We start from the raw sequence: 24281 nt of genomic DNA on the forward strand, positions 1-24281 counted from the left end.
CGGCCCGGGTTCCTGTGACAATCGGGACCATGGAAAGCAGCACCACCCCGGGCGGCCGCACCCGCCGCGAGACCACCCGGCAGAAGCTCTACGAGGCGGCCGTCACACTCATCGCCGAGCAGGGCTTCTCCGCGACCACGGTGGACGAGATCGCCGAACGGGCCGGCGTCGCGAAGGGCACGGTCTACTACAACTTCGCGAGCAAGTCGGTCCTCTTCGAGGAACTGCTGAGGCACGGCGTGGGCCTCCTCACCGCCTCGCTGCGGGAGGCCGCCGAGCGCACCGTGCGGGAGGGCGGCAGCAAGGTCGACGCGCTGGACGCGATGGTCCGCGCGGGCCTCGTCTTCATCAACCGCTACCCGTCCTTCACCCAGCTCTACGTGGCCGAGCTGTGGCGCACCAACCGGGCCTGGCAGTCCACCCTCATGGTGGTCCGCCAGGAGGCGGTGGCCGTCGTGGAGGGGGTGCTGCGCGAGGGTGTCGACAACGGTGAGTTCAGCGACGAGATCGACGTACAGCTGACGGCGGCCGCGCTGGTCGGCATGGTGCTGGTGGCCGCCCTGGACTGGCAGGCCTTCCAGCCGGAGCGGTCCCTGGACGATGTCCACTCGGCGCTGTCGCGGCTGCTCCAAGGGCGGGTGAGCGGTCACCGCTGACCGAGGCCCCAGGCGCGCGTGCAGACGTAGGGGCCGCACGCGCGCGTGCACACGAAAGCGCCGGTCCGTGGTGGCCACGTCCCCCGTGGGCCGCCTCGAACCGGCGCTTCCTCGTGCTCCCCCGTTTCCCCCGTTACCTCCCCCGTCGAACCCCCGTTCGGTCTTCCCCCGGGGTACCCCCCGTGCCTCGCTCCCGCCGAACTGGCCGGCGGAAGGAGCGGATCGAGGGCCGCTCCGTTCCGGCGCCCCGTGTCGCCGGTGCCGGAGCCGCGCCCCTTCTCCGTGCCTCCACTCTCCCGTTCGCGCAGGTCGGCTCCCATCCGCGCGCGTACTCAACTCACCCCCTAGGTACGCGTACTCAGGCCTGCGCACTCACCCCCAGGACGCCGCACTGCCGACTGGTTACTATCGCGTCCGTGTCCGTACTCCCCTTGGTCTTCACGAGCGGCTGGGCCAGCGGCGTCAACGCCTACGCGGTGGTGCTGCTCCTCGGCGTCTTCGGCGCGACCGGCCTGAGCGACGACGTACCTCAGACGCTGCAACGCCCCGAGGTGCTCGTCGCCGCGGGCGTGCTGTTCCTGTGCGAGGCGGTCGCCGACAAGATTCCCTACGTCGACTCGGCCTGGGACTCGGTGCACACGGTGGTCCGGCCGCTGGCCGGGGCCTGGGTGGGCGCGCTGCTCGCCGGGCAGAGCGGTTCGCTCTCGGACGTGGCGGCGGGGTTGCTGGGCGGTTCGACGGCGCTGGCCAGCCACACCGTCAAGGCGGGCACCCGGATGGCGGTCAACGCCTCGCCGGAGCCGTTCAGCAACGTGATCGTCAGCCTGGCCGAGGATCTCGGGGTCGGCGGGCTCGTGACGTTCGCGATGTTCCACCCGGGCGCGGCGGCGATCATCGCGGGCGTTCTGCTGCTGGCCGGACTGACGGTCCTGTTCTTCCTCGTCTCACGGATCCGCCGCTTCCTGCGGCGCAGGGCGCAGCGGCGGGAGGAACGCCGCCTGACGGGGCGGACAGAATCCTCTCCCTGGTGAGAGCGGGCTGGTCACGGGCCCGCGACGGCACTGTCGGTGGCGGCCGATAAAGTCGCGGGCATGGGACGGATTGCGGTGATCGGCGCCGGGATGGGCGCGCTGGCGGCGGCCGCCCGGCTGGCCGTGGCGGGCCACCGGGTGACGGTGTACGAGCGGACGGAGACGTACGGCGGAGCGGTGCGCCGCTTCGAGCGGGACGGATTCGGCTTCGACACCGGCCCGGGCCTGCTCCCGCTCCCCGCCGTCTACCGCGACCTGTTCGTCAAGACCGGCAAGGAGCCGCTGGAGGCCTGTGTCGAGCTGGTCCAGGTCGACCCGTGCGCACGGCACGTGTTCGCGGACGGCACCGAGGTGTCCCTGCCGAACGCCTCACGCGCGGGGGTCGTCTCGGCGCTGGACGATGCGCTGGGGGCGCGGGCAGGGCAGCGCTGGGGCGACTTCCTGGTCCGGGCCCGGGAGGCCTGGGACCGCACCCGTCGCCCGCTCCTGGAGGAGCCCCTGTGGCCGAACTGGTCGGTGCTGGCCGACCGCGAGCCCTATCCGGCGGTCCCCCACAAGCGGCTGCTGCGCACCCGGCAGGCTGGCACCCTCGCCGAGGTCGGCGCCTGGGAGCTGCGCGATCCCCGGCTCGCCGCGCTGCTCGAGGGTCACGCGCTCGCGTACGGCCTGGATCCACGGGTCGCCCCGGCGAGCGCGGCGGTCCTGCCGTACATGGAGCACGCCTTCGGCACGTGGTACGTGCGCGGGGGGATGCGGGAGCTGGCCCGCGCGGTGTACGAACGGTGTCTGGCGCGCCGGGTCGAGTTCGTGTTCGACGCCGAGGTCGCCCGGGTCCTGGAGAAAGACGGCCGCGCGGCGGGCGTGGAGCTGGCTGGGGGCACCTCCCAGGCTTTCGGCTCTGGGGGAGGGACGGTGGCGGAGGCGGACTTCGTGGTCGCCCCCGGCAGCGTCGAGGGTCTGCCCGCGCGCGCGGACGGCGAAGTCACCCGCCAGCAGGGTCTGCCCAGTCGGCTGACCGTGCTGCTCGCGCTGCGCGGCGCCCGGCCCGACGGGACCGCGCACCGGACGGTGGTGCACACCGCGGACCGCGAGGGCGAGTTGGACAGCCTGTTCGGCACCGTGCCGTCGGTGCCCGCGCGGCCGACGGTGACGGTCCTGCGGCCCGACGACCCCGGGCTGGTCCCGGACGGCGACCGCGAGGCGGTCACGCTCAGTGCCGTGGTCCCTGCCGGGGCGGAGATACACGACGAGCACGTGGACGCGCTGGTCGCCGTCGCCGAGCGTGCCGTCCCCGGTCTGCGGGACCGCGTCCTGTGGCGGGAGGTGCGCACGCCCGCCGACATCGCGCGGGAGACCGGCGCGGCGGGCGGGGCCGTTCCGGCGCCGGCGCTGGCCGGGGTCGGGGGGCGACTGCTGCATCCCGCCAACTCCACGGGCCTGCAAGGCCTGTTCACCGTCGGCGGCTGGTCGCACCCGGGCGGCGGGCTTCCGCACGCGGGCATGTCGGGCGCGCTGGTGTCCGGCCTGATCGTGGAAGGACCGGAGTTCCGGGGCTCGCAGTGAGCCCCCGGTGGAACGTCGGGCGGGAGGCGTCCCGGGGGAACGCGTCCGTCAGAACCGATACCGCTCGTCAGAAGCGATACTGGTCGTCGAAGCCGTTCCCCTGGCCCTGCCCCTGCTGCTGTCCGTCGCCCTGGTACGGGTACTGCTGGTGCTCGGGCGGGAGTTCGCCGCCGAGCGGGTCGTCGGTGTTGCGCTGCTGCGGGACCCAGACGCCGCCGGGCGGGGTCTCCCCGTAGCCGCCGTTGCCGTACTGGTCCTGGCCGTAGCCCTGTTGCCCGTACTGCTGCTGGCCGTAGTCGGCGTCGTAGGAGCCGCCGCCGTAGGTCTGGGTGCCGATGTACGGGTCGGAATAGGCGGCGTACTGCTGCTCGCCGGTGGCGTCGTAGCCGTACTGCTGCTGGTGGTACCCGGCGTACGTGTCGTATCCGTAGTTCTGGTCCGCGCCCTGGGCGGCCGCCGCGTACTGGTCCTGGGGCTGGGCCTGGCCGTTCGCGGCGGCGTACGCGGCGTCGCTGTATATGCCGTAGGAGCCGGTCTCGTCGGGCAGGGGCTGCGGCTCGTAGACGGAGGTGGTCTCGGCGGCCGTCGGGTCGGCGCCGCGGGCCGCGGGCGTGAAGACGTCGTCGCGGTCGTAGTCGTCGTCGCCGAACGTGTTCCCGTCGCCGAAGGCGTTCTTGTCCCGGCCGAACGCCGAGTCGGCGCCGTACGGGGTGTCGGAGTCAAGACCCGCCTCGGCCGCCTCCAGACCGGAGACCTCGAGGGCCGGGTCCTGACGCTCGGCCTTGCCACGACGGCGCTTGGGCAGCTTGCCGCCGCCGCTGCCGCCACTCTCCGCGGCCACGTCCGCGTCGGCGCGCCGAAAGGCCCAGCCCTCCGCGAATCCGCGCCGGAACGAGAGCGTGACGTAGGTCTGGCCGACCGCGAAGGCGGCCGCACCCAGTGCGATGACGACGACCGACGGGATCAGGACACCGAAGACGACGCCGAGGAAGCCGACAAAGGCCAGCAGTCGCCAGCGCAACCGCGCCTTGTACTGCAGCAGCACCTCACCGAGCAGCCACAACGCGACGATGCCGAACGCGATGTAGAGGACCGTCCAGCCCATGTACGCCCCTCTCCCAGTGGCCGCTACGCAGTGTGTCGTATGTCGGTGCGACCGGTCTAGGCCTGCGGTGGGTGGTGCAGACCCAGGTTTTCGTAGATTTCCAGCGTCGCCGTGGAGTTGTTGAGCGTGATGAAGTGCAGTCCGGGCACTCCCTCGGCCAGCAGCCGGGCGCAGAACTCCGTGGCGAAGTCGATGCCAATGGAGCGTACAGCGGCCGGATCGTCTTTGGCTGTGAGGATCCGCTCTTTCAGGGCGTCCGGGAAGTGGGCGTTACTGAGCTTGGGCAGGCGTTCCAGCATCTTCACGCTCGTCACCGGGAGGACCTCGGGGATGACCGGAGTCACACAGCCGGCCGCCGCGACCCGGTCGCGCAGCCGCAGATAGGACTCGGGCTCGAAGAACATCTGCGTGATGGCGTAGTCGGCGCCGGCCCGGCACTTGTCGACGAAGCGCGCGACGTCCGTGTCCCAGTCGCCGGAGCGCGGGTGCATCTCCGGGAAGGCGGCGACGCCCACGCAGAAGTCGCCCGACTCCTTGATGAGCCGGACGAGTTCGGCGGCGTACGTCAGGCCGCGCGGGTGCGGCACCCACGGGCCCATCGGGTCGCCGGGCGGGTCGCCGCGCACGGCGAGCATGTTGCGGATCCCGGCGTCGGCGTACTGGCCGATGATGTTGCGCAGTTCGGCGATGGAGTGGTCCACGGCGGTGAGGTGCGCGACCGGCGTGAGCGTGGTGTCCACGACGATCTGCTGGGTCTCCTTGACCGTGCCCGCCCGCGTGGAGCCGCCGGCACCGTACGTCACCGAGACGAAGTCGGGGGCGACCGCCTCGACCCTGCGCAGCGCGTTCCACAGGCTCCGCTCACCCTTGGGCGTCTTCGGCGCGGAGAACTCGAACGAGTACGTCGTCTTGCCGGTCGCCAGCATGTCCCGCACGGTGCGCGCGCGGTCCGTCCTGGTGGATGCGGTTCCTAGGGCCATACCCGCAGGTTAGTCAGGGGTGGGCGGTCCCCCAACCGGATGGGGTAAATTTGCCCGAATTGTCGACTCGTTGTCCATCCCTTGGACAACCGCACGAGGGACGACCGCAGGAGCCGGGCCGGCCGGGCTACACCCCGCTCAGCCGCTTCGCGAACTCCGCCGCCGCGGCACCGGGGTCGTCCGCCTCCGTGATCGCCCGGACGACGACGACTCGGCGGGCGCCCGCCGCCAGCACCTCGTCGAGGTTGCCCAGGTCGATGCCGCCGATGGCGAACCAGGGGCGGTCGGTGCCGAGGGAGGCCGTGTGCCGGACCAGGTCGAGGCCGGGGGCGTGCCGCCCGGGCTTGGTGGGCGTGGGCCAGCACGGGCCGGTGCAGAAGTAGTCCACGCCCTCCTGGACGGCGGCGGCCTCGGCCTCCGCCGCGGCGTGCGTGGAGCGGCCTATGAGGACGTCGTCGCCGAGGATCGCGCGGGCCGCGGGGACCGGCAGGTCGCCCTGTCCCAGGTGGAGGGCGGCGGCGCCGGCGGCGTGCGCGACGTCCGCGCGGTCGTTGACCGCGAGCAGCTTGCCGTGCCGGGCGCAGGCGTCGGCGAACACCTTCAGGTGCTCCAGCTCCTCGGCCGCCTCCATGCCCTTGTCGCGCAGCTGGACGATGTCGACGCCGCACTCGAGGACCGCGTCCAGGAACTCTGGAAGGTCGCCCCGGCGGGTGCGGGCGTCCGTGCAGAGGTACAGACGGGCGTCCGCCAGGCGGGTGCGGGCGGTGTCGGGCATACGAAAGTCCCCCAGGGTGGTGGCGTACGAGGGCGGGCGGCCCCCGTACGCCGGGTGATGGTTCGAATCCTCGGCTCAGACGGCGAGCGCCTGGGCGCGGCGCTTCACCTCCGTGCCGCGATTCTCACTCAGGGCCTGCGCCGGAGTGCCGGGCAGGCTCGGGTCGGGGGTGAAGAGCCACTCGAGCATCTCTTCGTCCGTGAAGCCGTCGTCCCGCAGCAGCGTCAGGGTCCCGGACAGGCCCTTGACCACCTTGTCCCCGTCGATGAAGGCGGCGGGAACGTGCAGCGCGCGGTTCTCGCCACGGCGTACGGCGATGAGCTGGCCCTCCTTGACCAGCTGCCGCACGCGCGTCACCTCGACATCGAGCATTTCTGCGATGTCGGGCACGGTGAGCCAGGCGGGGACGAGAGCATCGATCTTTGCGTCAATCTCGGTCACGGGAACAAGCCTGCCATCTGCCACTGACAGTCGGAAGCCGGGCCGGTCCGACCGAGTGCTCAGGCCGAGGCCGTCGCCGCCTTCAGCGGCCGTGCCGGGTCCGCCAGAAGCCGTGGGTTCATGGGTGTGGCGGCCTCGATCAGCCGCCTGCCCTGGGCGAGGTCGCGGGGGCGGCCGACGGCCAGCAGGGCGACCAGGCGGTCCTCGCGCAGCCAGCACACCGTCCAGGCCGGTCCCGAGGGGTCGCCGCGCCACAGGGTGCTGTCGGCGCCGGCGTGGTGGCCGGCGTACTGGACGAAGCGGCCGAACTGCTCGGACCAGAAGTACGGCACCGGGTCGTAGACGGCGGGCGGCTCGCCGGTGGCCTCGCCGAGGATGTTCGCCGCGACCGTGCGCGGCCCTTGGAGGGCGTTGTCCCAGTGATGGACGAGGAGCCGCTCCCCGTACCTTCCCGACGGGAAGGAGGCGCAGTCGCCGACCGCGTACACGTCCGGCACGGAGGTGCGCAGGTGGGCGTCGGCCACGACCTCGCGGTGCGCGCCGAGCTCGATGCCGGAGCCGGCCAGCCAGGCGGTGGCGGGGCGGGCGCCGATGCCGACCACGACGGCGCCGGCGGGCAGCCGCGAGCCGTCGTCGAGGACGACCGCGCCGGGCTCGACGCGCTCCACGCGCGCGTGGGTGCGCAGGACCGTACCGCTGTCGGCGTACCAGGCGGTCATCGGGGCGGCCACCTCGGCGGGCAGCGCCCCGGCCAGCGGCCGCTCGGCGGCCTCGACGACGGTGACCGCGCAGCCGGCCTCGCGCGCGGCCGTGGCGAACTCCGCGCCGATCCAGCCGGCGCCGACGACCACGACGTCGTGCTGCCGGGCGAGCACGGGCCGCAGCCGTTCGGCGTCGTCCAGGGTGCGCAGCAGATGGACGCCGGGCACGCCCTCGGCGCCGGGCAGCCGGATCGGTTCGGCGCCGGTGGCGAGGACGAGGATGTCGTACGGGACGGGTCCGGTCTCGGTGTCCAGCTCATGGTCGGCGGGGCGCAGCCCGAGGACCTCGCGGCCGAGGACCAGCTCGATGCCGAGGCTCTCGAAGTCGACGTCGAAGGCGGAGCCCTCGGCCTTGCCGAGCAGGACGGCCTTGGACAGTGGGGGCCGGTCGTAGGGCTGGTGGGGTTCGGCGCCGATCAGCGTCACCGTGCCGTCGAAGCCCTGTTCACGCAGGGCGACCGCGGTCTGCACCCCGGCCATTCCCGCGCCGACGACCACCACGCGCCGCCTGGCCGGCCTGCCTTCTTCGCGCCTCTGCTCGCTCACCTGATCACCTTAGACAACTGACTGTTCGTCAGTCAGCCGTCGTGGTCCGTGACCTGCTCCACAACGCTGGTGCCGCTGCCCTCCTGCGACTCCCACTCCCAGGCCTCCTCGAGACGCACCCGCCCGTCCGGCAGCTCCACGAGCGTCGACACGCAGTGGCCGGAGGACGTCGTCCCGTCGTGCTTGAGCTGGACGTACCGGAAGTCGAGCCGGTCCCCTCGCCGGGTACCCACCAGATGGCCGCGTACGACGTCGCCGCCCGCGTAGTCCGCCCAGATCACGCCGTCCCGCTCGCGGTAGGAGAAGCGGGTGCGGGTACCGACCTGCCCCGCGGCCTGGTCGGCGACGGGGGCGAGGACGAGACCGTCGAGCGAACGGGGCACGGGCGGAGGCTCCCTTACTGAGACGTACGGCGTCGGGCTAGGGTGGCCAACCTAGAGCACTCGCGGGAGCCCGGACGCACCGGGCTGAGAGGGAGGCTGGCGGCCTCCGACCGTACGAACCTGATCCGGGTCATGCCGGCGAAGGGAGGGGCTGGACGCCCATGTCGTCTCCACGTACGTCAGACGTCCTCGTCATCGGGGGCGGGATCATCGGGCTGGTCACGGCCTGGCGGGCCGCGCAGCGCGGCTTCGCCACGGCGGTGGTCGACCCGGAACCGGGCGGCGGGGCCGCCCGGGTGGCCGCCGGGATGCTGGCCGCCGTCACGGAACTGCACTACGGCGAGCAGACCCTCCTCGGACTGAATCTCGCGTCCGCGCGCCGCTACCCGGACTTCGTGGCGGAGCTGACGGAGCTGACCGGCCACGACGTCGGCTACCGGCGCTGCGGCACGCTCGCGGTCGCGCTGGACTCCGACGACCGCGCCCACCTGCGCGAACTGCACGCCCTGCAAAGGCAGTCGGGGCTGGAGTCGGAGTGGCTGTCCGGGCGGGAGTGCCGGCGCCTGGAGCCGATGCTCGCGCCGGGGGTGCGCGGCGGGCTGCGGGTGGACGGCGACCACCAGGTCGACCCGCGCCGGCTGGCCGGGGCGCTGATGACCGCGTGCGAGCGCGCGGGCGTGGCGTTCCACCGCGCGTGGGCCGAGCGGCTGTCCGTCGTGGGCGAGCGGGCCGCGGGGGTCGTCACGGGGGACGGTACGGCGCTTGCGGCGGGGCAGGTGGTGCTCGCGGGCGGCAGTCTGAGCGGACGGCTGGCCGGGGTCCCGCAGGACGTGCTGCCGCCCGTGCGGCCGGTGAAGGGGCAGGTTCTGCGGCTGACCGTGCCGCGGCGGCACGCGCCGTTCCTGAGCCGGACGGTGCGGGCCGTGGTACGCGGCAGCCAGGTCTACCTGGTGCCGCGGGAGAACGGCGAGCTCGTGGTGGGCGCGACCAGCGAGGAGCTGGGCTGGGACACGACGGTGACGGCGGGGGGCGTGTACGAGCTGCTGCGCGACGCCCATGAGCTGGTGCCGGGAATCACCGAGCTGCCGCTGACGGAGACGTGCGCGGGGCTGCGCCCCGGCTCCCCGGACAACGCGCCGCTGCTCGGGCCGACCGGTCTGGAGGGGCTGCTGCTGGCCACCGGGCACTATCGCAACGGTGTGCTGCTCACGCCGGTGACCGGTGACGTGATGGCGCACGTCCTGGCCACCGGCGAGCTCCCGGACGAGGCCCGTCCCTTCACGCCCCGGCGTTTCGCCGCCGCCGCACTCTCGGAGCAGCCCGCATGAACATCTCGGTGAACGGTGAGCGGCGGGAGTTCGCTCCCGGTACGGCTCTCGACAGCGTCGTACGGTCCCTGACGCCGGCGCCCTCCGGGGTGGCCGCCGCACTCAACGAGACCGTCGTCCCGCGCGCGCGGTGGTCCGTGACGGCGCTGCGTGAAGGCGACCGTGTGGAAGTCCTGACCGCCGTGCAGGGAGGCTGAGCGCCATGGCCGACGATCCCTTCGTCCTTGGGGGTACGTCCTTCTCGTCCCGTCTGGTCATGGGTACGGGGGGTGCGCCCAGCCTGGAGGTGCTGGAGCGGGCGCTGGTCGCGTCCGGGACCGAGCTGACGACGGTCGCGATGCGGCGCGTGGACCCTTCGGTGCACGGTTCGGTGCTGTCGGTGCTGGAACGGCTGGGCATCCGGGTGCTGCCGAACACGGCGGGGTGTTTCACGGCCGGGGAGGCGGTGCTGACGGCTCGGCTGGCGCGGGAGGCGCTGGGGACGTCCCTGGTCAAGCTGGAGGTCATCGCCGACGAGCGGACGCTGCTGCCGGATCCCATCGAGTTGCTGGAGGCGGCGGAGACGCTGGTGGACGACGGGTTCACGGTGCTGCCGTACACGAACGACGATCCGGTGCTGGCCCGGAAGCTGGAGGACGTGGGGTGTGCGGCGGTGATGCCGCTGGGCTCGCCGATCGGCTCCGGTCTGGGCATCCGCAACCCCCACAACTTCCAGCTGATCGTCGAGCACGCGCGTGTGCCGGTGATTCTGGACGCGGGGGCCGGTACGGCGTCGGACGTGGCGCTGGCGATGGAGCTGGGGTGTGCGGGGGTGATGCTGGCGTCGGCGGTGACGCGGGCGAGGGATCCCGAGCGGATGGCGTTGGCGATGCGGGCCGGTGTCGAGGCGGGAAGGCTGGCCCACCTGGCGGGCCGGATCCCCCGCCGCTACTTCGCGGAGGCGTCGTCTCCCGCGGAGGGCCTGGCCGTGCTGGACCCCGAGCGCCCTGCCTTCTGACCGCCGGTCCGGCCTCCCGCCGATCGCACTCGGCGGCCGCCCCGCCGCGGCGCGGACCCGCGCCCCCGTCCCTCATGTCGTGGTTCGCGTCACAGGTCGGCTTCAGTCCCGCTCCGAAGGGGTGGAAGCTGCGGAGGTGTCAGCGGTGGCTCGTACACTCGCCTGCGTGGACACGACCCTTCAGGACCCTCTGGTCGGGCAGGTGCTCGACGGCCGGTATCGCGTCGAGGCGCGGATCGCGGTCGGCGGGATGGCCACGGTCTACCGGGCCGTGGACACCCGCCTGGACCGCGTGCTCGCGCTCAAGGTGATGCACCCGGGGCTCGCCGCCGACGGGGCGTTCGTCGAGCGGTTCATCCGGGAGGCGAAGTCCGTAGCCCGGCTCGCACACCCGAATGTCGTTCAGGTGTTCGACCAGGGTGCCGATGGGTCGTACGTCTATCTCGCCATGGAGTACATCGCCGGCTGCACGCTGCGTGACGTGCTGCGTGAGCGGGGGGCGCTGCAGCCGCGGGCCGCGCTCGACATCCTGGAGCCCGTGCTCGCCGCATTGGGCGCCGCGCACCGGGCCGGGTTCGTGCACCGGGACATGAAGCCCGAGAACGTGCTCATAGGGGATGACGGCCGGGTCAAGGTCGCCGACTTCGGGCTGGTGCGGTCCGTGGACACCGTGACCAGTACCACCGGTGCCGTCCTCGGGACCGTCGCCTATCTCGCTCCCGAGCAGATCGAGCAGCCCGGTGCCGCCGATCCCCGCGTCGACGTGTACGCGTGCGGGGTCGTGCTCTACGAGATGCTCACCGGCGAGAAGCCGCACGACGGGGACTCCCCCGCGATCGTGCTCTACAAGCACCTCCACGAGGACGTGCCGCCGCCGTCGGCCGTCGTCCCCGGAATGCCGTTCGAGCTGGACGAGCTGGTCGCCGCCGCCACCGCCCGCACTCCCGACGTCCGGCCGTACGACGCCGTCGCGCTGCTCGGGCAGGTGCGGGAGGCGCGCGCCCCGCTCACCGAGGACCAGTTGGACGCGCTGCCGCCGCAGGCCGTCTCCGCCGGACACGACATCGCCGAGGACCGGACGAGTGTGATCCCGCGCTCGCTGACGGTGCCGCGGCCGCTGCCCGTCAACGAGGACGACCCCGCCGACGACGAGGCCGCCCTCAACCAGACCTCCCGCTTCCAGAGCCCGCCGCCCCCGCCCTCCCGGCGCCGTTCCGTGCGGCGGCCGGGGCGCGGGGTGCTCGCGCTCGTCACCGTCGTCCTGTTGGTGCTCGGCGTGGGCGCGGGCGTCTGGTACATCAACTCCGGGCAGTTCACCAAGGTCCCGGCGGTGCTGACGCAGAAGGAGGCCGACGCCAGGAAGCGCCTGGAGGCGGCCGGGATCGAGGTCGGCAAGGTCCAGCACGAGTACAGCGACACCGTCAAGCGCGGCACCGTCATGGACACGGACCCCGAGCCGGGCGCCCGCATCCGCAAGCACGACTCCGTGACGCTCACCGTCTCCGACGGCCCCGAGATGGTGAAGGTGCCGGACGTCAAGGGCTCCCGGCTGGACAAGGCCGAGAAGCTGTTGAAGACGGACGGCCTGGAGCCGGGCCTGGTCACCAAGGCGTTCAGCAAGGACGTCATCAAGGGCTTCGTGATCAGCACGGACCCGGAGGCGGGCACACAGCGCCGCGCGGGCACCGCGGTCTCCATCGTCGTCAGCAAGGGCAGTCCGATCGACGTGCCGGACGTCACCGGCGAGGACCTGGAGGACGCCAAGGCCGAGCTGGAGGAGGCCGGACTGAAGGTGAAGGTCTCCGCCGACGAGGTCAACTCCGAGTTCGACAAGGGCCAGGTCGCGGCCCAGACTCCGGCCGCGGACAGCGAGGCCGCCGACGGCGACACGGTGACGCTGACCCTGTCCAAGGGGCCGGAGATGGTCGAGGTCCCGGACGTGGTGGGGGCGAGCGTCGACGACGCGAAGTCGCTCCTCGAACAGTCCGGGTTCGAGGTCAAGGAGGACCGTGGACTGCTCGGCCTGTTCGGCGACACCGTGAAGAAGCAGTCCGTGGACGCCGGCGACATGGCGCCCAAGGGGTCGACGATCACGATCACCATCCGGTGACCGGCGGGGCAGCCGGGCATGACACCCTGAACGGGTGAGTCCTGAAGCCCCCTTCCCCTCCCGCAACCCCGTCGGCGGTCACGTCCCCGTGGCCGGCGGTCTGCACGACGTGGGCATGTCCTACGCCCACGACCTCAAGGCCGAGACGGTCCAGGTGTTCGTCGCCAACCCACGCGGCTGGGCCACGCCCGTCGGGAACCCGCGGCAGGACGAGGCATTCCGGGAGGCGTGCGCGGCGGAGTCGGTTCCGGCGTACGTGCACGCGCCCTACCTGATCAACTTCGGCTCGCACACCGAGGCCACGGTGGAGAAGTCGGTGGAGTCGCTGCGGCACTCGCTGCGCCGCGGGCGGGAGATCGGCGCGCTGGGTGTGGTCGTGCACACGGGAAGCGCGACGGGCGGGCGGGAGCGGTCCGTGGCGCTCAAGCAGGTGCGCGAGTACCTGCTGCCGCTGCTGGACGAGCTGACCCACGACGACGACCCGTTCCTGCTGCTGGAGTCCACGGCGGGGCAGGGCGCCTCGCTCTGCTCCCGGACCTGGGACTTCGGGCCGTACTTCGAGGCGCTGGACGCCCATCCCAGGCTGGGCGTCTGTCTCGACACCTGCCACATCTTCGCCGCCGGGCACGATCTGACCGGCCCGGCCGGCATGCACCAGACCCTGGACCTGCTGGTGGACACGGTCGGCGAGGGCCGGCTGAAGCTGATCCACGCCAACGACTCCAAGGACGTGGTCGGCGCCCACAAGGACCGGCACGAGAACATCGGCTCCGGCCACATCGGCGAGGACCCGTTCCGCGCCCTGATGACCCACCCTGCGACCGCGGGCGTCCCGCTGATCATCGAGACGCCCGGCGGCAAGGAGGGGCACGCGGCGGACGTGGAGCGGCTGAAGAAGCTGCGGGACGGCTGAGTCAGAGTTCCGGGCCGTCCCCCGGCCCCTCCTGGTACGAGTAGCGCTGCTCCCGCCAGGGGTCGCCGATGTTGTGGTAACCGCGCTCCTCCCAGAAGCCGCGGCGGTCGGCGGTCATGTACTCGACGCCGCGGACCCACTTGGGGCCCTTCCAGGCGTAGAGGTGCGGGACGACCAGGCGGAGCGGGAAGCCGTGTTCGGCGGTGAGCAGTTCGCCGTCCTTGTGGGTGGCGAAGATCGTGCCCTCGGCGGCGAAGTCGGACAGGCGCAGGTTGGAGCTGAACCCGTACTCGGCCCACACCATCACATGGGTGACGTTCGGGGCGGGCGGCGCGATCTCCAGGATCGTCCGGGCCGGGATCCCGCCCCACTCGGCGCCGAGCATGCTGAACTTCGTCACGCAGTGCAGATCGGCCATGACGGACGTGTACGGAAGGGCCGTGAACTCCTCGTGGTTCCAGCAGCGCTTCTCGCCGTCGGCGGTGGCGCCGAAGACCCTGAACTCCCACCGTTCGGGCCGGAACTTTGGCACCGGACCGTAGTGCGTGACCGGCCAGCCCCGCTGCAGTCGCTGTCCCGGCGGAAGCTCGGACACCGCTTCTCCTCCAGATTCGCGCTCCACCGGATGACCCATGACTCCATCCTGACAGACCCCGGACGGTGCACATGACCAGCCATGACCGGCCATATCCCGAATCGGGCAACTGTTACTAAGCATGCACTAACTTACTAAGTACGCACTTACTGGACGATCTTCGACACCGGTGCAATCATGCGGCGGCAACCTCCCCGATTCCCCACGTGGAAGGAGCCTCTGCGATGCAGGGCGACCCCGAGGTCATCGAGTTCCTCAATGAGCAGCTCACCGGCGAGCTCACCGCGATCAACCAGTACTTCCTCCACGCCAAGATGCAGGAGAACTTCGGCTGGACGAAGCTCGCGAAGTACACGCGGCACGAGTCGTTCGACGAGATGAAGCACGCAGAGGTCCTCACCGACCGGATCCTGTTCCTCGATGGGCTGCCGAACTACCAGCGGCTGTTCCATGTGCGCGTCGGGCAGACGGTCAAGGAGATGTTCGAGGCCGACCGGCAGATCGAGGTCGAGGCGATCGACCGTCTGAAGCGGGGCATCAAGGTGATGCGCGAAAAGGGCGACATCACGTCCGCGAACATCTTCGAGTCGATCCTCGAGGACGAGGAACACCACATCGACTACCTCGACACGCAGCTGGAGCTGTTGGAGAAGCTCGGCGAGGCGCTCTACCTGGCGCAGCTGATCGAGCAGCCGGAGAGCTGACCGCTCCCGGAGAGCTAGGCCGCTTCGTCGAGCTCGGCGAGTTCGGCCAGAACCGGCCCGCCCCGGTCGGCGAGGTCCCGGCGCGGGTGGGCGCCCCGGCCGAGGATCGCCTGGATCCGGCGGACGCACGAGCCGCAGTCCGTGCCGGCCTTGCAGGCGGAGGCAACCTGGCGGGGTGTGCAGGCTCCGTTGTCCGCATGCTGCTGGACCTGCGCCTCGGTCACACCGAAGCAGCTGCAGACGAACACGCGGATCCACCTCCCGCCGAGATCAATAAGGCTAACCTAACCTTACCCGGCGCTCAGAGGCAGCAAAAGTGGAGTGGGGCGCGGATCGTATGTGATCCGCGCCCCACTCCATGTGCTGGTAACAGGCAAACCCGTCACTGGTCCCTGTACATCTCCGCCACGAGGAACGCCAGGTCAAGGGACTGGCTGCGGTTCAGACGCGGGTCGCAGGCCGTCTCGTAGCGCTGGTGGAGGTCGTCGACGAAGATCTCGTCGCCGCCGCCCACGCACTCGGTGACGTCGTCACCGGTGAGCTCCACGTGGATGCCGCCCGGGTGGGTGCCCAGACTCTTGTGGACCTCGAAGAAGCCCTTGACCTCGTCCAGCACGTCGTCGAAGCGCCGGGTCTTGTGACCCGAGGCCGCCTCGAAGGTGTTGCCGTGCATCGGGTCGGTCACCCAGGCCACGGTCGCGCCCGAGGCGGTGACCTTCTCGACCAGCTCCGGCAGCTTGTCGCGGACCTTGTCGGCGCCCATGCGGACGATGAAGGTCAGCCGGCCCGGTTCCCGGTCGGGGTCGAGGCGCTCGATGTACTGCAGCGCCTCCTCGGCCGTGGTCGTCGGACCGAGCTTGATGCCGATCGGGTTGCGGATCTTCGAGGCGAACTCGATGTGCGCGTGGTCCAGCTGCCGGGTGCGCTCACCGATCCACACCATGTGCGCCGAGACGTCGTACAGCCTCCCCGTACGGGAGTCGACCCGGGTCAGCGCGGACTCGTAGTCCAGCAGCAGCGCCTCGTGCGAGGAGTAGAACTCGACCGTCTTGAACTCCTCCGGGTCGACCCCGCAGGCGTGCATGAAGGTCAGCGCCTGGTCGATCTCGCGGGCGAGCTGCTCGTAACGCTGGCCGGAGGGGGACGACTTCACGAAGTCCTGATTCCAGGCGTGCACCTGGCGCAGGTCGGCGTAGCCGCCGGTGGAGAAGGCGCGCACCAGGTTGAGCGTGGAGGCGGACGCGTTGTACATCCGCTTCAGGCGCTCGGGGTCCGGGATGCGGGCCGCCTCGTTGAAGTCGAAGCCGTTGACCGAGTCGCCCCGGTACGTCGGCAGCGTCACGCCGTCGCGGGTCTCGGTGCCCTTGGAGCGCGGCTTGGAGTACTGGCCGGCGATACGGCCGACCTTGACGACCGGCACCGAGGCCGCGTACGTCAGCACCGCGCCCATCTGCAGCAGCGTCTTCAGCTTGTTGCGGATGTGGTCGGCCGACACCGCGTCGAAGGCCTCGGCGCAGTCGCCGCCCTGGAGGAGGAACGCCTCTCCCTTGGCGACGGCCGCCATCCGGGCGCGCAGCTGATCGCACTCGCCCGCGAAGACGAGCGGAGGATACGACTCCAGCTCCGCAACGACTGCGCGCAGAGCCTCGGTGTCGGGGTACTCGGGCTGCTGCGCCGCGGGCAGGTCTCGCCAGGTGTTGCCAGCGCTCGCGCTGGTCTTAGCGTTCACGGTCACGCCCTCAACATTACGGGGTCGTGTCGAGTCGTTTTCGCCCGGCTCGACAGGTGAGACGCACCCACGCTCACCTGTGGACGCGAGGGTCATGGGGTAGGGTGCGCCTCATGTTCGCGCTTTCGACCCAGAACCCGACCCAGAACTGGTGGTGGACCGCTCATCCGGCGGCCCACTGACTGCGCGTACGCAAGACTTCGCGAAGGCCGCCCGAGGGGCGGCCTTCGGCGTTTGTCGGGGTCCGTTCCTCTCCACCTCCCAGCGAGAAGGAACACGGACCCATGCAGCTGCTCGACCTGCTCGACGATCCCCGCCCGTTCGCCCTGCTCCGCCGCCGCACCCCCGGACACGACGAGAACACGGTCGAGGTGTTCCTCGGCCCGGTCTCCTCCTGCGACCGCCTCGCCGACCTCCCCGACGAGGGTCTGGCGCTCATCCCCTTCCGGCAGATCCGCGAGCGCGGCTTCGACGTCCGCGACGACGGGACGCCGCTCGCGGTGCTGCGGCCCGAGGAGACCTACGCGATCCCGCTCGCCGACGCCCTCGCGCAGCTGCCCGCGCACGACGTCCACGTCCGGGGCGGCGGCTTCGACGTGGCCGACGAGGAGTACGCGGAGATCGTCGGGCGGGTCCTGCGGGACGAGATCGGGCGGGGCGAGGGCGCGAACTTCGTGATCCGGCGGACGTACGAGGGTGCGATCCCGGGGTTCGGCCGGGCCGACGCGCTCGCATTGTTCCGGCGGTTGCTGGAGGGCGAGCGGGGCGCGTACTGGACGTTCGTCGTGCACACCGGGGACCGGACGCTGGTCGGGGCCAGCCCCGAGGTGCACGTCCGTATGTCGGGCGGCACGGTCGTCATGAACCCGATCAGCGGGACGTACCGGTATCCGGCCCAGGGGCCGTCGCCGGAGCATCTGCTGGACTTCCTCGCCGACGGCAAGGAGATCGAGGAGCTGTCGATGGTCGTCGACGAGGAGCTCAAGATGATGTGCACCGTCGGCGACATGGGCGGGGTGGTGATCGGCCCCCGCCTGAAGGAGATGGCGCATCTCGCGCACACCGAGTACGAGCTGCGCGGGAAGTCCTCGCTGGACGTGCGGGAAGTACTGAAGGAGACCATGTTCGCGGCGACCGTCACCGGCTCGCCCGTGCAGAACGCCTGCCGGGTCATCGAGCGATACGAGCCTCTCGGGCGGGACGGTGTCGGGCGGGGCTACTACGCGGGTGCGCTGGCGCTGCTCGGCCGCGACTCCGGCGGCGCCCAGACCCTCGACTCCCCCATCCTCATCCGGACCGCCGACATCGATGCGGCCGGGCGGCTGCGGGTGCCGGTCGGCGCCACGCTGGTGAGGGGCTCGGACCCGGCGGGCGAGGTCGCGGAGACGCACGCGAAGGCGGCCGGGGTACTGGCGGCTCTGGGCGTACGGCCGGGCAGGCCCCGGCAGGAGCACACCCGCCCCCTGCTGGCCGACGACCCACGGGTACGGGCCGCGCTGGACGGGCGCAGGGCCTCGCTGGCGCCGTTCTGGCTGCGGATGCAGGAGCGGACGGAGGAACTGACCGGGCACGCGCTCGTCGTCGACGGCGAGGACACCTTCACGGCGATGCTCGCGCACATGCTGCGGTCGAGCGGCCTCGAGGTGAGCGTGCGGCGGTACGACGAGCCCGGGCTGCGGGAGGCGGTACTCGCGCACGAGGGGCCGCTCGTGCTGGGCCCCGGTCCCGGTGACCCGTCCGACCTCGCCGATCCGAAGATGCGGTTCCTGCGGGAGCTGACCGCCCGCGTCCTGCGGGAGCACCGCCACGGCGTCCTCGGGGTCTGCCTCGGGCACGAGCTGATCGCGGCGGAGCTGGGGCTGGACATCGTCCGCAAGGAGGTGCCGTATCAGGGGGCGCAGACGGCGGTGGACCTGTTCGGGCGGGAGGAGACCGTCGGGTTCTACAACAGCTTCGTGGCGCGGTGCGACGACGAGGCTCTGCGGGAGCTGGCCGCGCACGCAGTGGAGGTCAGCCGGGCCGCGAACGGGGAGGTGCACGCGATGCGGGGGCCCGGGTTCGCGGGCGTGCAGTTCCATCCGGAGTCGGTGCTGACGTTGAACGGGGCTGCCGTCGTACGGGAGTTGGTGGCCCAGGTGCGCGCAACGCACCTGCGCGCCCAATAGTTCGGCCGACCGACACGCCCGCCTCCGCGTACGGCTGCGGATCGACGGCGTCGATGGCGATCGGAGCGTACGACGTCCGGCAGCGGGAGGCCGCCACGGCGCAGACCTGCTGCTGCTCGGCGAGGGTGTCCATGGTGCGGCGGATGCCGTCCTCCCTCTTGAGGGGGTTGGTCCGAGGACGAGCCGAGGACCGGGCCGTCGCGGGGCAGGGTGCCGCACACTGCCCCGCGACGGCGGGCGGCGGGGATGTCGAGGCGGACCGACCTGCCGCCGAGGGGACCCCGCCGGCCGTCGAAGCGCCGGTCAGTGCTCCGGCGCGCGGGGACGAGTCCCTTCGCCGTGAGTCACGAGGGGTCGGTGTCGTGTGCGCCTCACTCGTCGTCGAGCCCTCGCTCGATGGCGTACCGGACCAGTTCCACCCTGTTGTGCAGTTGCAGCTTGCCGAGGGTGTTCTGGACGTGGTTCTGGACCGTGCGGTGGGAGATGACCAGGCGTTCGGCGATCTGCTTGTAGCTCAGGCCCTTGGCGACCAGCCGCAGCACCTCGGTCTCGCGGTCGGTCAGCCGGGGCGCGTTGGGTTCGTCGCCGCCGGATGCGGGACCCGGGTCGGAGGCCAGCCGGCGGTACTCGCCGAGGACCAGTCCGGCCAGCCCCGGGGTGAACACCGGGTCGCCGACCGCCGTGCGGCGCACCGCGTCCAGCAGTTCCTCCGTGGACGCCGACTTCAGCAGGTAGCCGGTCGCGCCGGACTTCACCGCCTCCAGCACGTCGGCGTGCTCGCCGCTCGCCGACAGCACGAGGACCCGCAGGGCCGGATTGGCGGCGACGACCTCCTTGCACACCTGGACGCCCGGCTTCGCGGGCAGGTTCAGGTCCAGCACCAGCACGTCGGGCGTGGTGGCCTTGGCACGGCGCACGGCCTGCTCGCCGTCGCCTGCGGTGGCGACCACGTCCAGGCCGGACTCGGCCAGGTCCCGGGCGACCGCGTCGCGCCACATGGGGTGGTCGTCGACCACCATGACCCTGATCGGGCCCTGTTCCCTGCGCGTCTCTTCACTCATCGCCGTCCCGCCTTCCCCCGCGTCACGTTCTTCTCCTTCGGCACCGTCAGTTCGACCTCCGTGCCCTGCCCCGGTGTCGAGATCAGCTCGGCGCTGCCGCCGAGGTCGCGCAGCCGGCCCCGGATCGACTGGGCGACCCCGAGCCGCCCCTCGTCCTCGGCCTGCGCGAGCCGCCCCTCCGGGATGCCGGGCCCGTCGTCCCGCACGGTGACGATCACCTCGTCCGGCTCGTCCTCGACCAGGATCCAGGCCCGGGCGTCCTCCCCCGCGTGCCTGCGTACGTTGTCCAGGGCGGCCCCGACGGCGGCGGCCAGCTCCCGCGCGGCGGGCGCGGGCAGCAGCACCGGGGCGCCGGGCTCGGCGAGGTTGACGCGGGCGGCGGCGAAGGGGGCGAGCAGCGCGCGCAGGTCGACGGGAGCGCCCGCCTCGTCCCCGGTGTCCTCGTCCACCACGCGGACGACGGCCCCCTCGGCCTCGTCCTCCGACACCCGGGAGACCGGTACGAGCCCGCCGGAGACCAGTGTGCGCAGCGCGACCTCCTGTTCACCGGCCATCCGGCCCAGCTCGGCCGCCTCGCCGCCGAGGACCGCGCCGCGCCGCTGCACCATGGCCAGTACCTGGAGCACGCCGTCGTGGATGTCCCGGGCGAGTCGCTCCCGTTCCCTCGTGGCGGCCTCGATCTCCAGGGCTCGGGCGAGGGTGCGCTCGGAGGCGCGGGCGACCTCGACGACGTAGCCGATGGCGATGGAGGCGACCCAGACGAGGATCACGTTGTGGACGGTGTCGCGGGCCGGGTGGCCGCGCTCGATCAGGTTGGCGACGGCGACGGGCGTGGAGGCGAACGCGGCCCAGCGCCAGCCGCCCTTGATGGCGAACGCGAGGACCGACCCGGCCGTCCATATCGAGGGCAGGGTGGGGCCGCCGTCCTGGATGTGCTGGTCGTTGACGACGAGTGGGGTCAGGACGATGCCGGTGAGCGCGACGGCGAGATCGGCGGCGAGGAAGCGCTTGGTGCAGGCCGCCGCGTTCTGCACCCGGGGCAGGGTGGCGAGCGTCCAGACGAGCAGGAGCGCGTAGTAGGCGACGGCGACGCCGGGCCGCTCGTAGTCGTCGTAGGCGGAGGCGAACAGGCCGACCGCGTACAGCATCGTCAGCACCCGGTAGCCGGTGAGCGCACGCCACAGCGGCAGCTCGACCGACATCCTCATGACTCTCTCGCGCCTGGCCATCCGTCCAGTCCCCCGCCCCCGGAGCGCCGACTACTGCTCTTGTTCCTTCTTGGCCTGGTCCTTCTCGGCCTGTGCGAGAGCCGCCTTCGCGGCCTTCTCCGCTTCCTTGTCGGCCTTCGCCGCCTCCGCGACCTGCCGCTTGGCAGCGGTCGCGTACATGTCGACGTACTCCTGGCCGGAGAGCTTCATGATCTCGTACATGACCTCGTCGGTCAGCGCGCGCAGCACGAAGCGGTCGTGGTCCATGCCCTGGTAGCGGCTGAAGTCCAGCGGCCTGCCGATGCGGATGCCGGGCCGCATGACCTTCGGGACGACCTTCGGGAGGACCTTCCCCGGGGGCTGGATCTTCTCGGTGCCGATCATGGCGACCGGGATCACGGGCGCGCCGGTGGCGAGCGCCACGCGCGCGAGGCCGCCCGGTTTGCCGCGGTAGAGGCGGCCGTCGGGCGAGCGGGTGCCCTCCGGGTAGATGCCGAACAGTTCGCCGCGCTCCAGCACGTCGATGCCGCTCTTGATGGCGGCCTCACCGGCGCCGCGCGCGCCCGAGCGGTCCACCGGAAGCTGGCCGACTCCCTTGAAGAACGCCGCCGTCAGCCGGCCCTTCACGCCGGGCGTCGTGAAGTACTCGGCCTTCGCGATGAAGGTGATCTTGCGGTTGAGGACGGCGGGCAGGAACAGCGAGTCCGAGAAGGACAGGTGGTTGCTCGCCAGGATCGCGGGGCCCTCGGCGGGGATGTGCTCGAGGCCTTCCACCCAGGGCCGGAAGGTGACCTTCAGCGGTCCCCCGATAGCGACCTTCATCGCGCCGTACAACAACCGAGTGCCTCCCGTGTGTGTCATCAGACCTTATCCCGGAGTCCTGGCAAAGGCTCCGACGGCCCTGGTCGGTGTCAGTGGGGTCGCGTACGGTGAAGCACACGTCCCTCCCACGAAGAACAGACGAAGAACAGGAGACCGAAGTTGCCGGTCCTTCCTGGAGCCGAGCCGTACCGCCATGAGGGCGGGGAGGTCGGGGTCCTCCTCTGTCACGGCTTCACCGGTTCCCCTCAGTCGCTGCGCCCCTGGGCGCGCCACCTGGCCGGGCAGGGCCTGACCGTCTCACTGCCCCTGCTGCCCGGACACGGCACGCGCTGGGAGGACATGGCGCTCACCGGCTGGCAGGACTGGTACGCGGGGGTGGACCACGAGCTGCGCACCCTGCGCGAGCGCTGCGCGCGCGTGTTCGTGGCCGGCCTGTCGATGGGCGGCGCGCTGGCCCTGCGGCTGGCGGCGAAGCACGGCGAGGGCGCGGGCGGGGTCGAGGGCGTCATCGTCGTCAACCCGGCGAACAAGGTGCACGGGCTGTCCGCGCACGCCCTTCCGGTGGCCCGCCATCTCGTCCGGTCGACGAAGGGGATCACGAGCGACATCGCGAAGGAAGGCGTCCTGGAGACCGGGTACAACCGGGTGCCGCTGCACTCGGCGCACTCCCTGCGGACCTTCCTGCGGCTGGTCGACGGCGAACTGCCGCAGGTCACCCAGCCGCTGCTGCTCCTGCGCAGCGTGCGCGACCATGTCGTGCCACCGGCCGACTCGGCCCGGATCCTCAGCCGGGTGTCGTCGACGGACGTGACCGAGATCCTGCTGGAACAGAGCTACCACGTGGCAACGTTGGACCACGATGCGGACCGGATCTTCGAGGAGAGCTACGCGTTCATCGCCCGGATCGCGCCCAGTGTCGGCAAGGAAGGGACGGCCGTAGGTGGCTGAGCACGACTCCGACCGCGAGGACCGGGAGAACCGGGACGAGCGGGACGGCCTGGAGGGCCGCGAGTCGCAGGAACAGAACGTGCCCTTCGACGAGGCCGCCGCGTGGGCGGCGATCGTCGCGGGGTACGGGGAGGAGCCGCCGGACCCGCCGGGCGCGAAGCCGTTCAAGTCGGTCGAGGATCTGGCGCTCCTCGATGTCGGGACGAACGACGAGGAGCCCGGAGCCGAATCCGGGGCGGAATCCGGCAAAGAGCCGGAGAAGGCCCCTGGCGAGGAGAAGAAACCGGCCAAGCCGCTGGGCAGCTCGATCGCCTTCGCACCGGGTGTCGGCCCACGTGACTACACGGCTCCCGAACCGGCCGAGGAGGACTTCGACGAGGACGACGAGGGCCACTTCGTCCCACCGGAGCCGCCGCCACTGCCCGCCGCCGACACCACGGCCAGGTTCGCCTGGCTCGGGGTGATCGGCGGGCCGGTGCTGCTCCTGCTCGCGGTGCTGCTGGGCTGGGAGATGACGTGGTGGCTGTCGACCGTCGGCATCGGCGGCTTCCTCGGCGGGTTCGCCACGCTGGTGATGCGGATGCGGACGGACGACGAGGACGAGGGGGATCCGGGGCGGGGAGCGGTCGTCTAGCCGACGGGGATTCTGAGGGCGGCGAGGACCGGGAGATGGTCCGTGGCCGCCCGCAAGTCGCTCTCGGTGATGCCCGGCAGGCCGAGCGGCACCCCGCAGCCCAGTACCTCCACGCCCTTCGTCACGAAGATTCCGTCGATGCGGCGGTTCGGCCCGGTGGACGGGAAGGTGTGCTCGGCACCCCAGGGGGCGGCGGTGCGGCAGTCCCGAAGGGCGGCGCCCAGCCGGGTGAAGGTGCGTCCGTCGGGTCTCTCGTTGATGTCGCCGCCCGCGACCCCGTGCTCCACGCCCATCCCGGCGAGCCGGTCGAGGAGCATGCCGCCCTGGTCGTAGCGCTCGTCCTGCCGGAGGCTGAGGTGACAGCTGACGACGCCCAGGCGGGCACCCCCGAAGCGGACCACAGCGGTGGCGAGGCCTCGGCGGTACTCACGGGGGGTGAGGGGCAGGAGGACGTCCTCCGTGCGTTCGACGGTCGCCCGTAGCGAGCAGAGGATCGCGGGGCCCGCGGCCGTGCCACCGCCGGTGAGGATCACCTGGCCGGTGGCTGCGGCGAGACGGGCCAGTTTCTTGCGCCAGCGGAAGAAGATCGGGGCTTCCTGGACGAGGACCAGGTCGGGGGCGCAGGCGGTGACGACGCGCGCGAGGGCGTCGGTGTCGTCCCTCATGGAGCGGATGTTGTAGCTGAGGACCCGGATGACGGGCGAACCGTCGGACTCGGTGCCGGAGTTGGGGAGCAGCGACATGTTGATCAATTTACGCCCAATGGCTCGGGGCGCGAGGATGGTGCGCGGCTTCCGGTTCGTCGTGGTTGCTCGCGCCCACGCGG

Annotated in this window: 26 protein-coding genes, 1 pseudogene and 1 riboswitch; of the genes and pseudogenes, 13 read left to right on the forward strand and 14 right to left on the reverse strand. The window is 71.7% G+C overall.

All coding sequences use genetic code 11. The features are described 5' to 3' along the window. Nucleotides 1-29: 29 nt before the first annotated feature. The 3 genes from OG289_RS14720 (at nucleotide 30) to OG289_RS14730 (ending at nucleotide 3250) form a co-directional block, all read left to right on the forward strand. Nucleotides 30-656: a TetR/AcrR family transcriptional regulator gene (locus tag OG289_RS14720; RefSeq protein ID WP_327314457.1), complete on the forward strand. Its 627-nt coding sequence runs from the start codon at nucleotides 30-32 to the stop codon at nucleotides 654-656. 416 nt (nucleotides 657-1072) lie between these two features. Continuing rightward, on the forward strand, nucleotides 1073-1687 hold the full coding sequence (locus tag OG289_RS14725; RefSeq protein WP_327314458.1) for a DUF4126 domain-containing protein: 615 nt from the start codon (nucleotides 1073-1075) through the stop codon (nucleotides 1685-1687). 60 nt (nucleotides 1688-1747) lie between these two features. Further along, complete coding sequence (locus OG289_RS14730; RefSeq protein WP_327314459.1) at nucleotides 1748-3250, forward strand: phytoene desaturase family protein; 1503 nt, start codon at nucleotides 1748-1750, stop codon at nucleotides 3248-3250. A 67-nt stretch (nucleotides 3251-3317) separates the two neighbouring features. Here OG289_RS14730 and OG289_RS14735 read toward each other — a convergent pair whose 3' ends face one another. From OG289_RS14735 to OG289_RS14760, 6 genes are all read right to left on the reverse strand, one after another. After that, nucleotides 3318-4355, reverse strand: coding sequence for an SCO2102 family sporulation regulator (locus OG289_RS14735; protein ID WP_327314460.1), 1038 nt, complete (start codon nucleotides 4353-4355; stop codon nucleotides 3318-3320). Nucleotides 4356-4411: 56 nt separating this feature from the next. Continuing rightward, the gene (gene metF / locus OG289_RS14740; RefSeq protein ID WP_327314461.1) at nucleotides 4412-5335 is read right to left on the reverse strand and encodes a methylenetetrahydrofolate reductase [NAD(P)H]; all 924 of its coding nucleotides are present in this window, start codon (nucleotides 5333-5335) and stop codon (nucleotides 4412-4414) included. A gap of 127 nt (nucleotides 5336-5462) precedes the next feature. After that, on the reverse strand, nucleotides 5463-6110 hold the full coding sequence (gene thiE, locus OG289_RS14745; protein WP_327314462.1) for a thiamine phosphate synthase: 648 nt from the start codon (nucleotides 6108-6110) through the stop codon (nucleotides 5463-5465). Between the two features lie 75 nt (nucleotides 6111-6185). Continuing rightward, on the reverse strand, nucleotides 6186-6551 hold the full coding sequence (locus OG289_RS14750; protein WP_079662893.1) for an Rv2175c family DNA-binding protein: 366 nt from the start codon (nucleotides 6549-6551) through the stop codon (nucleotides 6186-6188). A 59-nt stretch (nucleotides 6552-6610) separates the two neighbouring features. Beyond that, complete coding sequence (locus OG289_RS14755; RefSeq protein ID WP_327314463.1) at nucleotides 6611-7858, reverse strand: NAD(P)/FAD-dependent oxidoreductase; 1248 nt, start codon at nucleotides 7856-7858, stop codon at nucleotides 6611-6613. 32 nt (nucleotides 7859-7890) lie between these two features. Continuing rightward, a complete protein-coding gene (locus OG289_RS14760) occupies nucleotides 7891-8241 on the reverse strand; it encodes a hypothetical protein (protein WP_327314464.1) in 351 nt (116 codons plus the stop codon). A 52-nt stretch (nucleotides 8242-8293) separates the two neighbouring features. Further along, nucleotides 8294-8405: riboswitch (TPP riboswitch) on the forward strand. Here OG289_RS14760 and thiO point away from each other — a divergent pair. The 5 genes from thiO (at nucleotide 8403) to OG289_RS14785 (ending at nucleotide 13589) form a co-directional block, all read left to right on the forward strand. Continuing rightward, a complete protein-coding gene (gene thiO, locus OG289_RS14765) occupies nucleotides 8403-9569 on the forward strand; it encodes a glycine oxidase ThiO (RefSeq protein ID WP_327314465.1) in 1167 nt (388 codons plus the stop codon). Its footprint overlaps the riboswitch before it by 3 nt. Beyond that, the gene (thiS, locus tag OG289_RS14770) at nucleotides 9566-9766 is read left to right on the forward strand and encodes a sulfur carrier protein ThiS (protein ID WP_327314466.1); all 201 of its coding nucleotides are present in this window, start codon (nucleotides 9566-9568) and stop codon (nucleotides 9764-9766) included. Before thiO ends, thiS begins: the two co-directional genes overlap by 4 nt. Nucleotides 9767-9771: 5 nt before the next feature. After that, entirely contained in the window at nucleotides 9772-10566 is a 795-nt protein-coding gene (locus tag OG289_RS14775) for a thiazole synthase (RefSeq protein ID WP_327314467.1), read from the forward strand. A 166-nt stretch (nucleotides 10567-10732) separates the two neighbouring features. Next, entirely contained in the window at nucleotides 10733-12676 is a 1944-nt protein-coding gene (gene pknB / locus OG289_RS14780; protein WP_327314468.1) for a Stk1 family PASTA domain-containing Ser/Thr kinase, read from the forward strand. 34 nt (nucleotides 12677-12710) lie between these two features. Then, nucleotides 12711-13589, forward strand: coding sequence for a deoxyribonuclease IV (locus tag OG289_RS14785; protein WP_327314469.1), 879 nt, complete (start codon nucleotides 12711-12713; stop codon nucleotides 13587-13589). 1 nt (nucleotide 13590) lies between these two features. Here OG289_RS14785 and OG289_RS14790 read toward each other — a convergent pair whose 3' ends face one another. Continuing rightward, nucleotides 13591-14223, reverse strand: a complete 633-nt coding sequence (locus OG289_RS14790; RefSeq protein ID WP_327314470.1) for a sulfite oxidase-like oxidoreductase — start codon at nucleotides 14221-14223, stop codon at nucleotides 13591-13593. Between the two features lie 185 nt (nucleotides 14224-14408). Between OG289_RS14790 and bfr the strand changes: the two genes are divergently transcribed. Beyond that, nucleotides 14409-14888 (forward strand): bacterioferritin, encoded by a 480-nt coding sequence (gene bfr, locus OG289_RS14795; RefSeq protein WP_327314471.1) that lies wholly within the window; start codon nucleotides 14409-14411, stop codon nucleotides 14886-14888. Between the two features lie 14 nt (nucleotides 14889-14902). On the opposite strand, the gene OG289_RS14800 is transcribed toward bfr, so the two are convergent. Both OG289_RS14800 and OG289_RS14805 read right to left on the reverse strand, forming a co-directional pair. Next, nucleotides 14903-15136, reverse strand: coding sequence for a (2Fe-2S)-binding protein (locus OG289_RS14800; RefSeq protein WP_327314472.1), 234 nt, complete (start codon nucleotides 15134-15136; stop codon nucleotides 14903-14905). Nucleotides 15137-15270: 134 nt separating this feature from the next. Continuing rightward, complete coding sequence (locus tag OG289_RS14805; protein WP_327314473.1) at nucleotides 15271-16623, reverse strand: class II 3-deoxy-7-phosphoheptulonate synthase; 1353 nt, start codon at nucleotides 16621-16623, stop codon at nucleotides 15271-15273. 107 nt (nucleotides 16624-16730) lie between these two features. Between OG289_RS14805 and OG289_RS49660 the strand changes: the two genes are divergently transcribed. Beyond that, nucleotides 16731-16799 (forward strand): trp operon leader peptide, encoded by a 69-nt coding sequence (locus tag OG289_RS49660; protein WP_353962850.1) that lies wholly within the window; start codon nucleotides 16731-16733, stop codon nucleotides 16797-16799. Nucleotides 16800-16901: 102 nt separating this feature from the next. Further along, nucleotides 16902-18782, forward strand: coding sequence for an anthranilate synthase family protein (locus OG289_RS14810; protein ID WP_327314474.1), 1881 nt, complete (start codon nucleotides 16902-16904; stop codon nucleotides 18780-18782). A 91-nt stretch (nucleotides 18783-18873) separates the two neighbouring features. Here OG289_RS14810 and OG289_RS14815 read toward each other — a convergent pair. The 4 genes and pseudogenes from OG289_RS14815 to OG289_RS14830 all read right to left on the reverse strand — a co-directional run. Next, a pseudogene (locus tag OG289_RS14815) lies at nucleotides 18874-19075 on the reverse strand (6-phosphofructokinase); the annotation flags it as partial. A gap of 78 nt (nucleotides 19076-19153) precedes the next feature. Continuing rightward, nucleotides 19154-19843 (reverse strand): response regulator transcription factor, encoded by a 690-nt coding sequence (locus OG289_RS14820; protein WP_327314475.1) that lies wholly within the window; start codon nucleotides 19841-19843, stop codon nucleotides 19154-19156. After that, nucleotides 19840-21072 carry a MacS family sensor histidine kinase gene (gene macS, locus OG289_RS14825; RefSeq protein WP_327314476.1) on the reverse strand — a complete coding sequence of 411 codons (1233 nt, stop codon included), beginning with the start codon at nucleotides 21070-21072 and terminating at the stop codon, nucleotides 19840-19842. Before macS ends, OG289_RS14820 begins: the two co-directional genes overlap by 4 nt. 30 nt (nucleotides 21073-21102) lie before the next feature. Next, nucleotides 21103-21873 carry a lysophospholipid acyltransferase family protein gene (locus OG289_RS14830; RefSeq protein ID WP_327320676.1) on the reverse strand — a complete coding sequence of 257 codons (771 nt, stop codon included), beginning with the start codon at nucleotides 21871-21873 and terminating at the stop codon, nucleotides 21103-21105. A gap of 159 nt (nucleotides 21874-22032) precedes the next feature. Here OG289_RS14830 and OG289_RS14835 point away from each other — a divergent pair, with 159 nt between their 5' ends. After that, entirely contained in the window at nucleotides 22033-22821 is a 789-nt protein-coding gene (locus tag OG289_RS14835) for an alpha/beta hydrolase (protein WP_327314477.1), read from the forward strand. Next, complete coding sequence (locus OG289_RS14840; RefSeq protein ID WP_327314478.1) at nucleotides 22814-23455, forward strand: hypothetical protein; 642 nt, start codon at nucleotides 22814-22816, stop codon at nucleotides 23453-23455. The genes OG289_RS14835 and OG289_RS14840 overlap by 8 nt, the downstream gene beginning before the upstream one ends. Here the strand turns inward: OG289_RS14840 and OG289_RS14845 are convergent. Further along, entirely contained in the window at nucleotides 23452-24198 is a 747-nt protein-coding gene (locus tag OG289_RS14845; RefSeq protein WP_327314479.1) for an endonuclease/exonuclease/phosphatase family protein, read from the reverse strand. The two genes, OG289_RS14840 and OG289_RS14845, sit on opposite strands and share 4 nt — an antisense overlap. Between the last annotated feature and the right edge of the window lie 83 nt (nucleotides 24199-24281).

It is taken from the genome of Streptomyces sp. NBC_01235 (assembly GCF_035989285.1).
GTDB lineage: Bacteria > Actinomycetota > Actinomycetes > Streptomycetales > Streptomycetaceae > Streptomyces.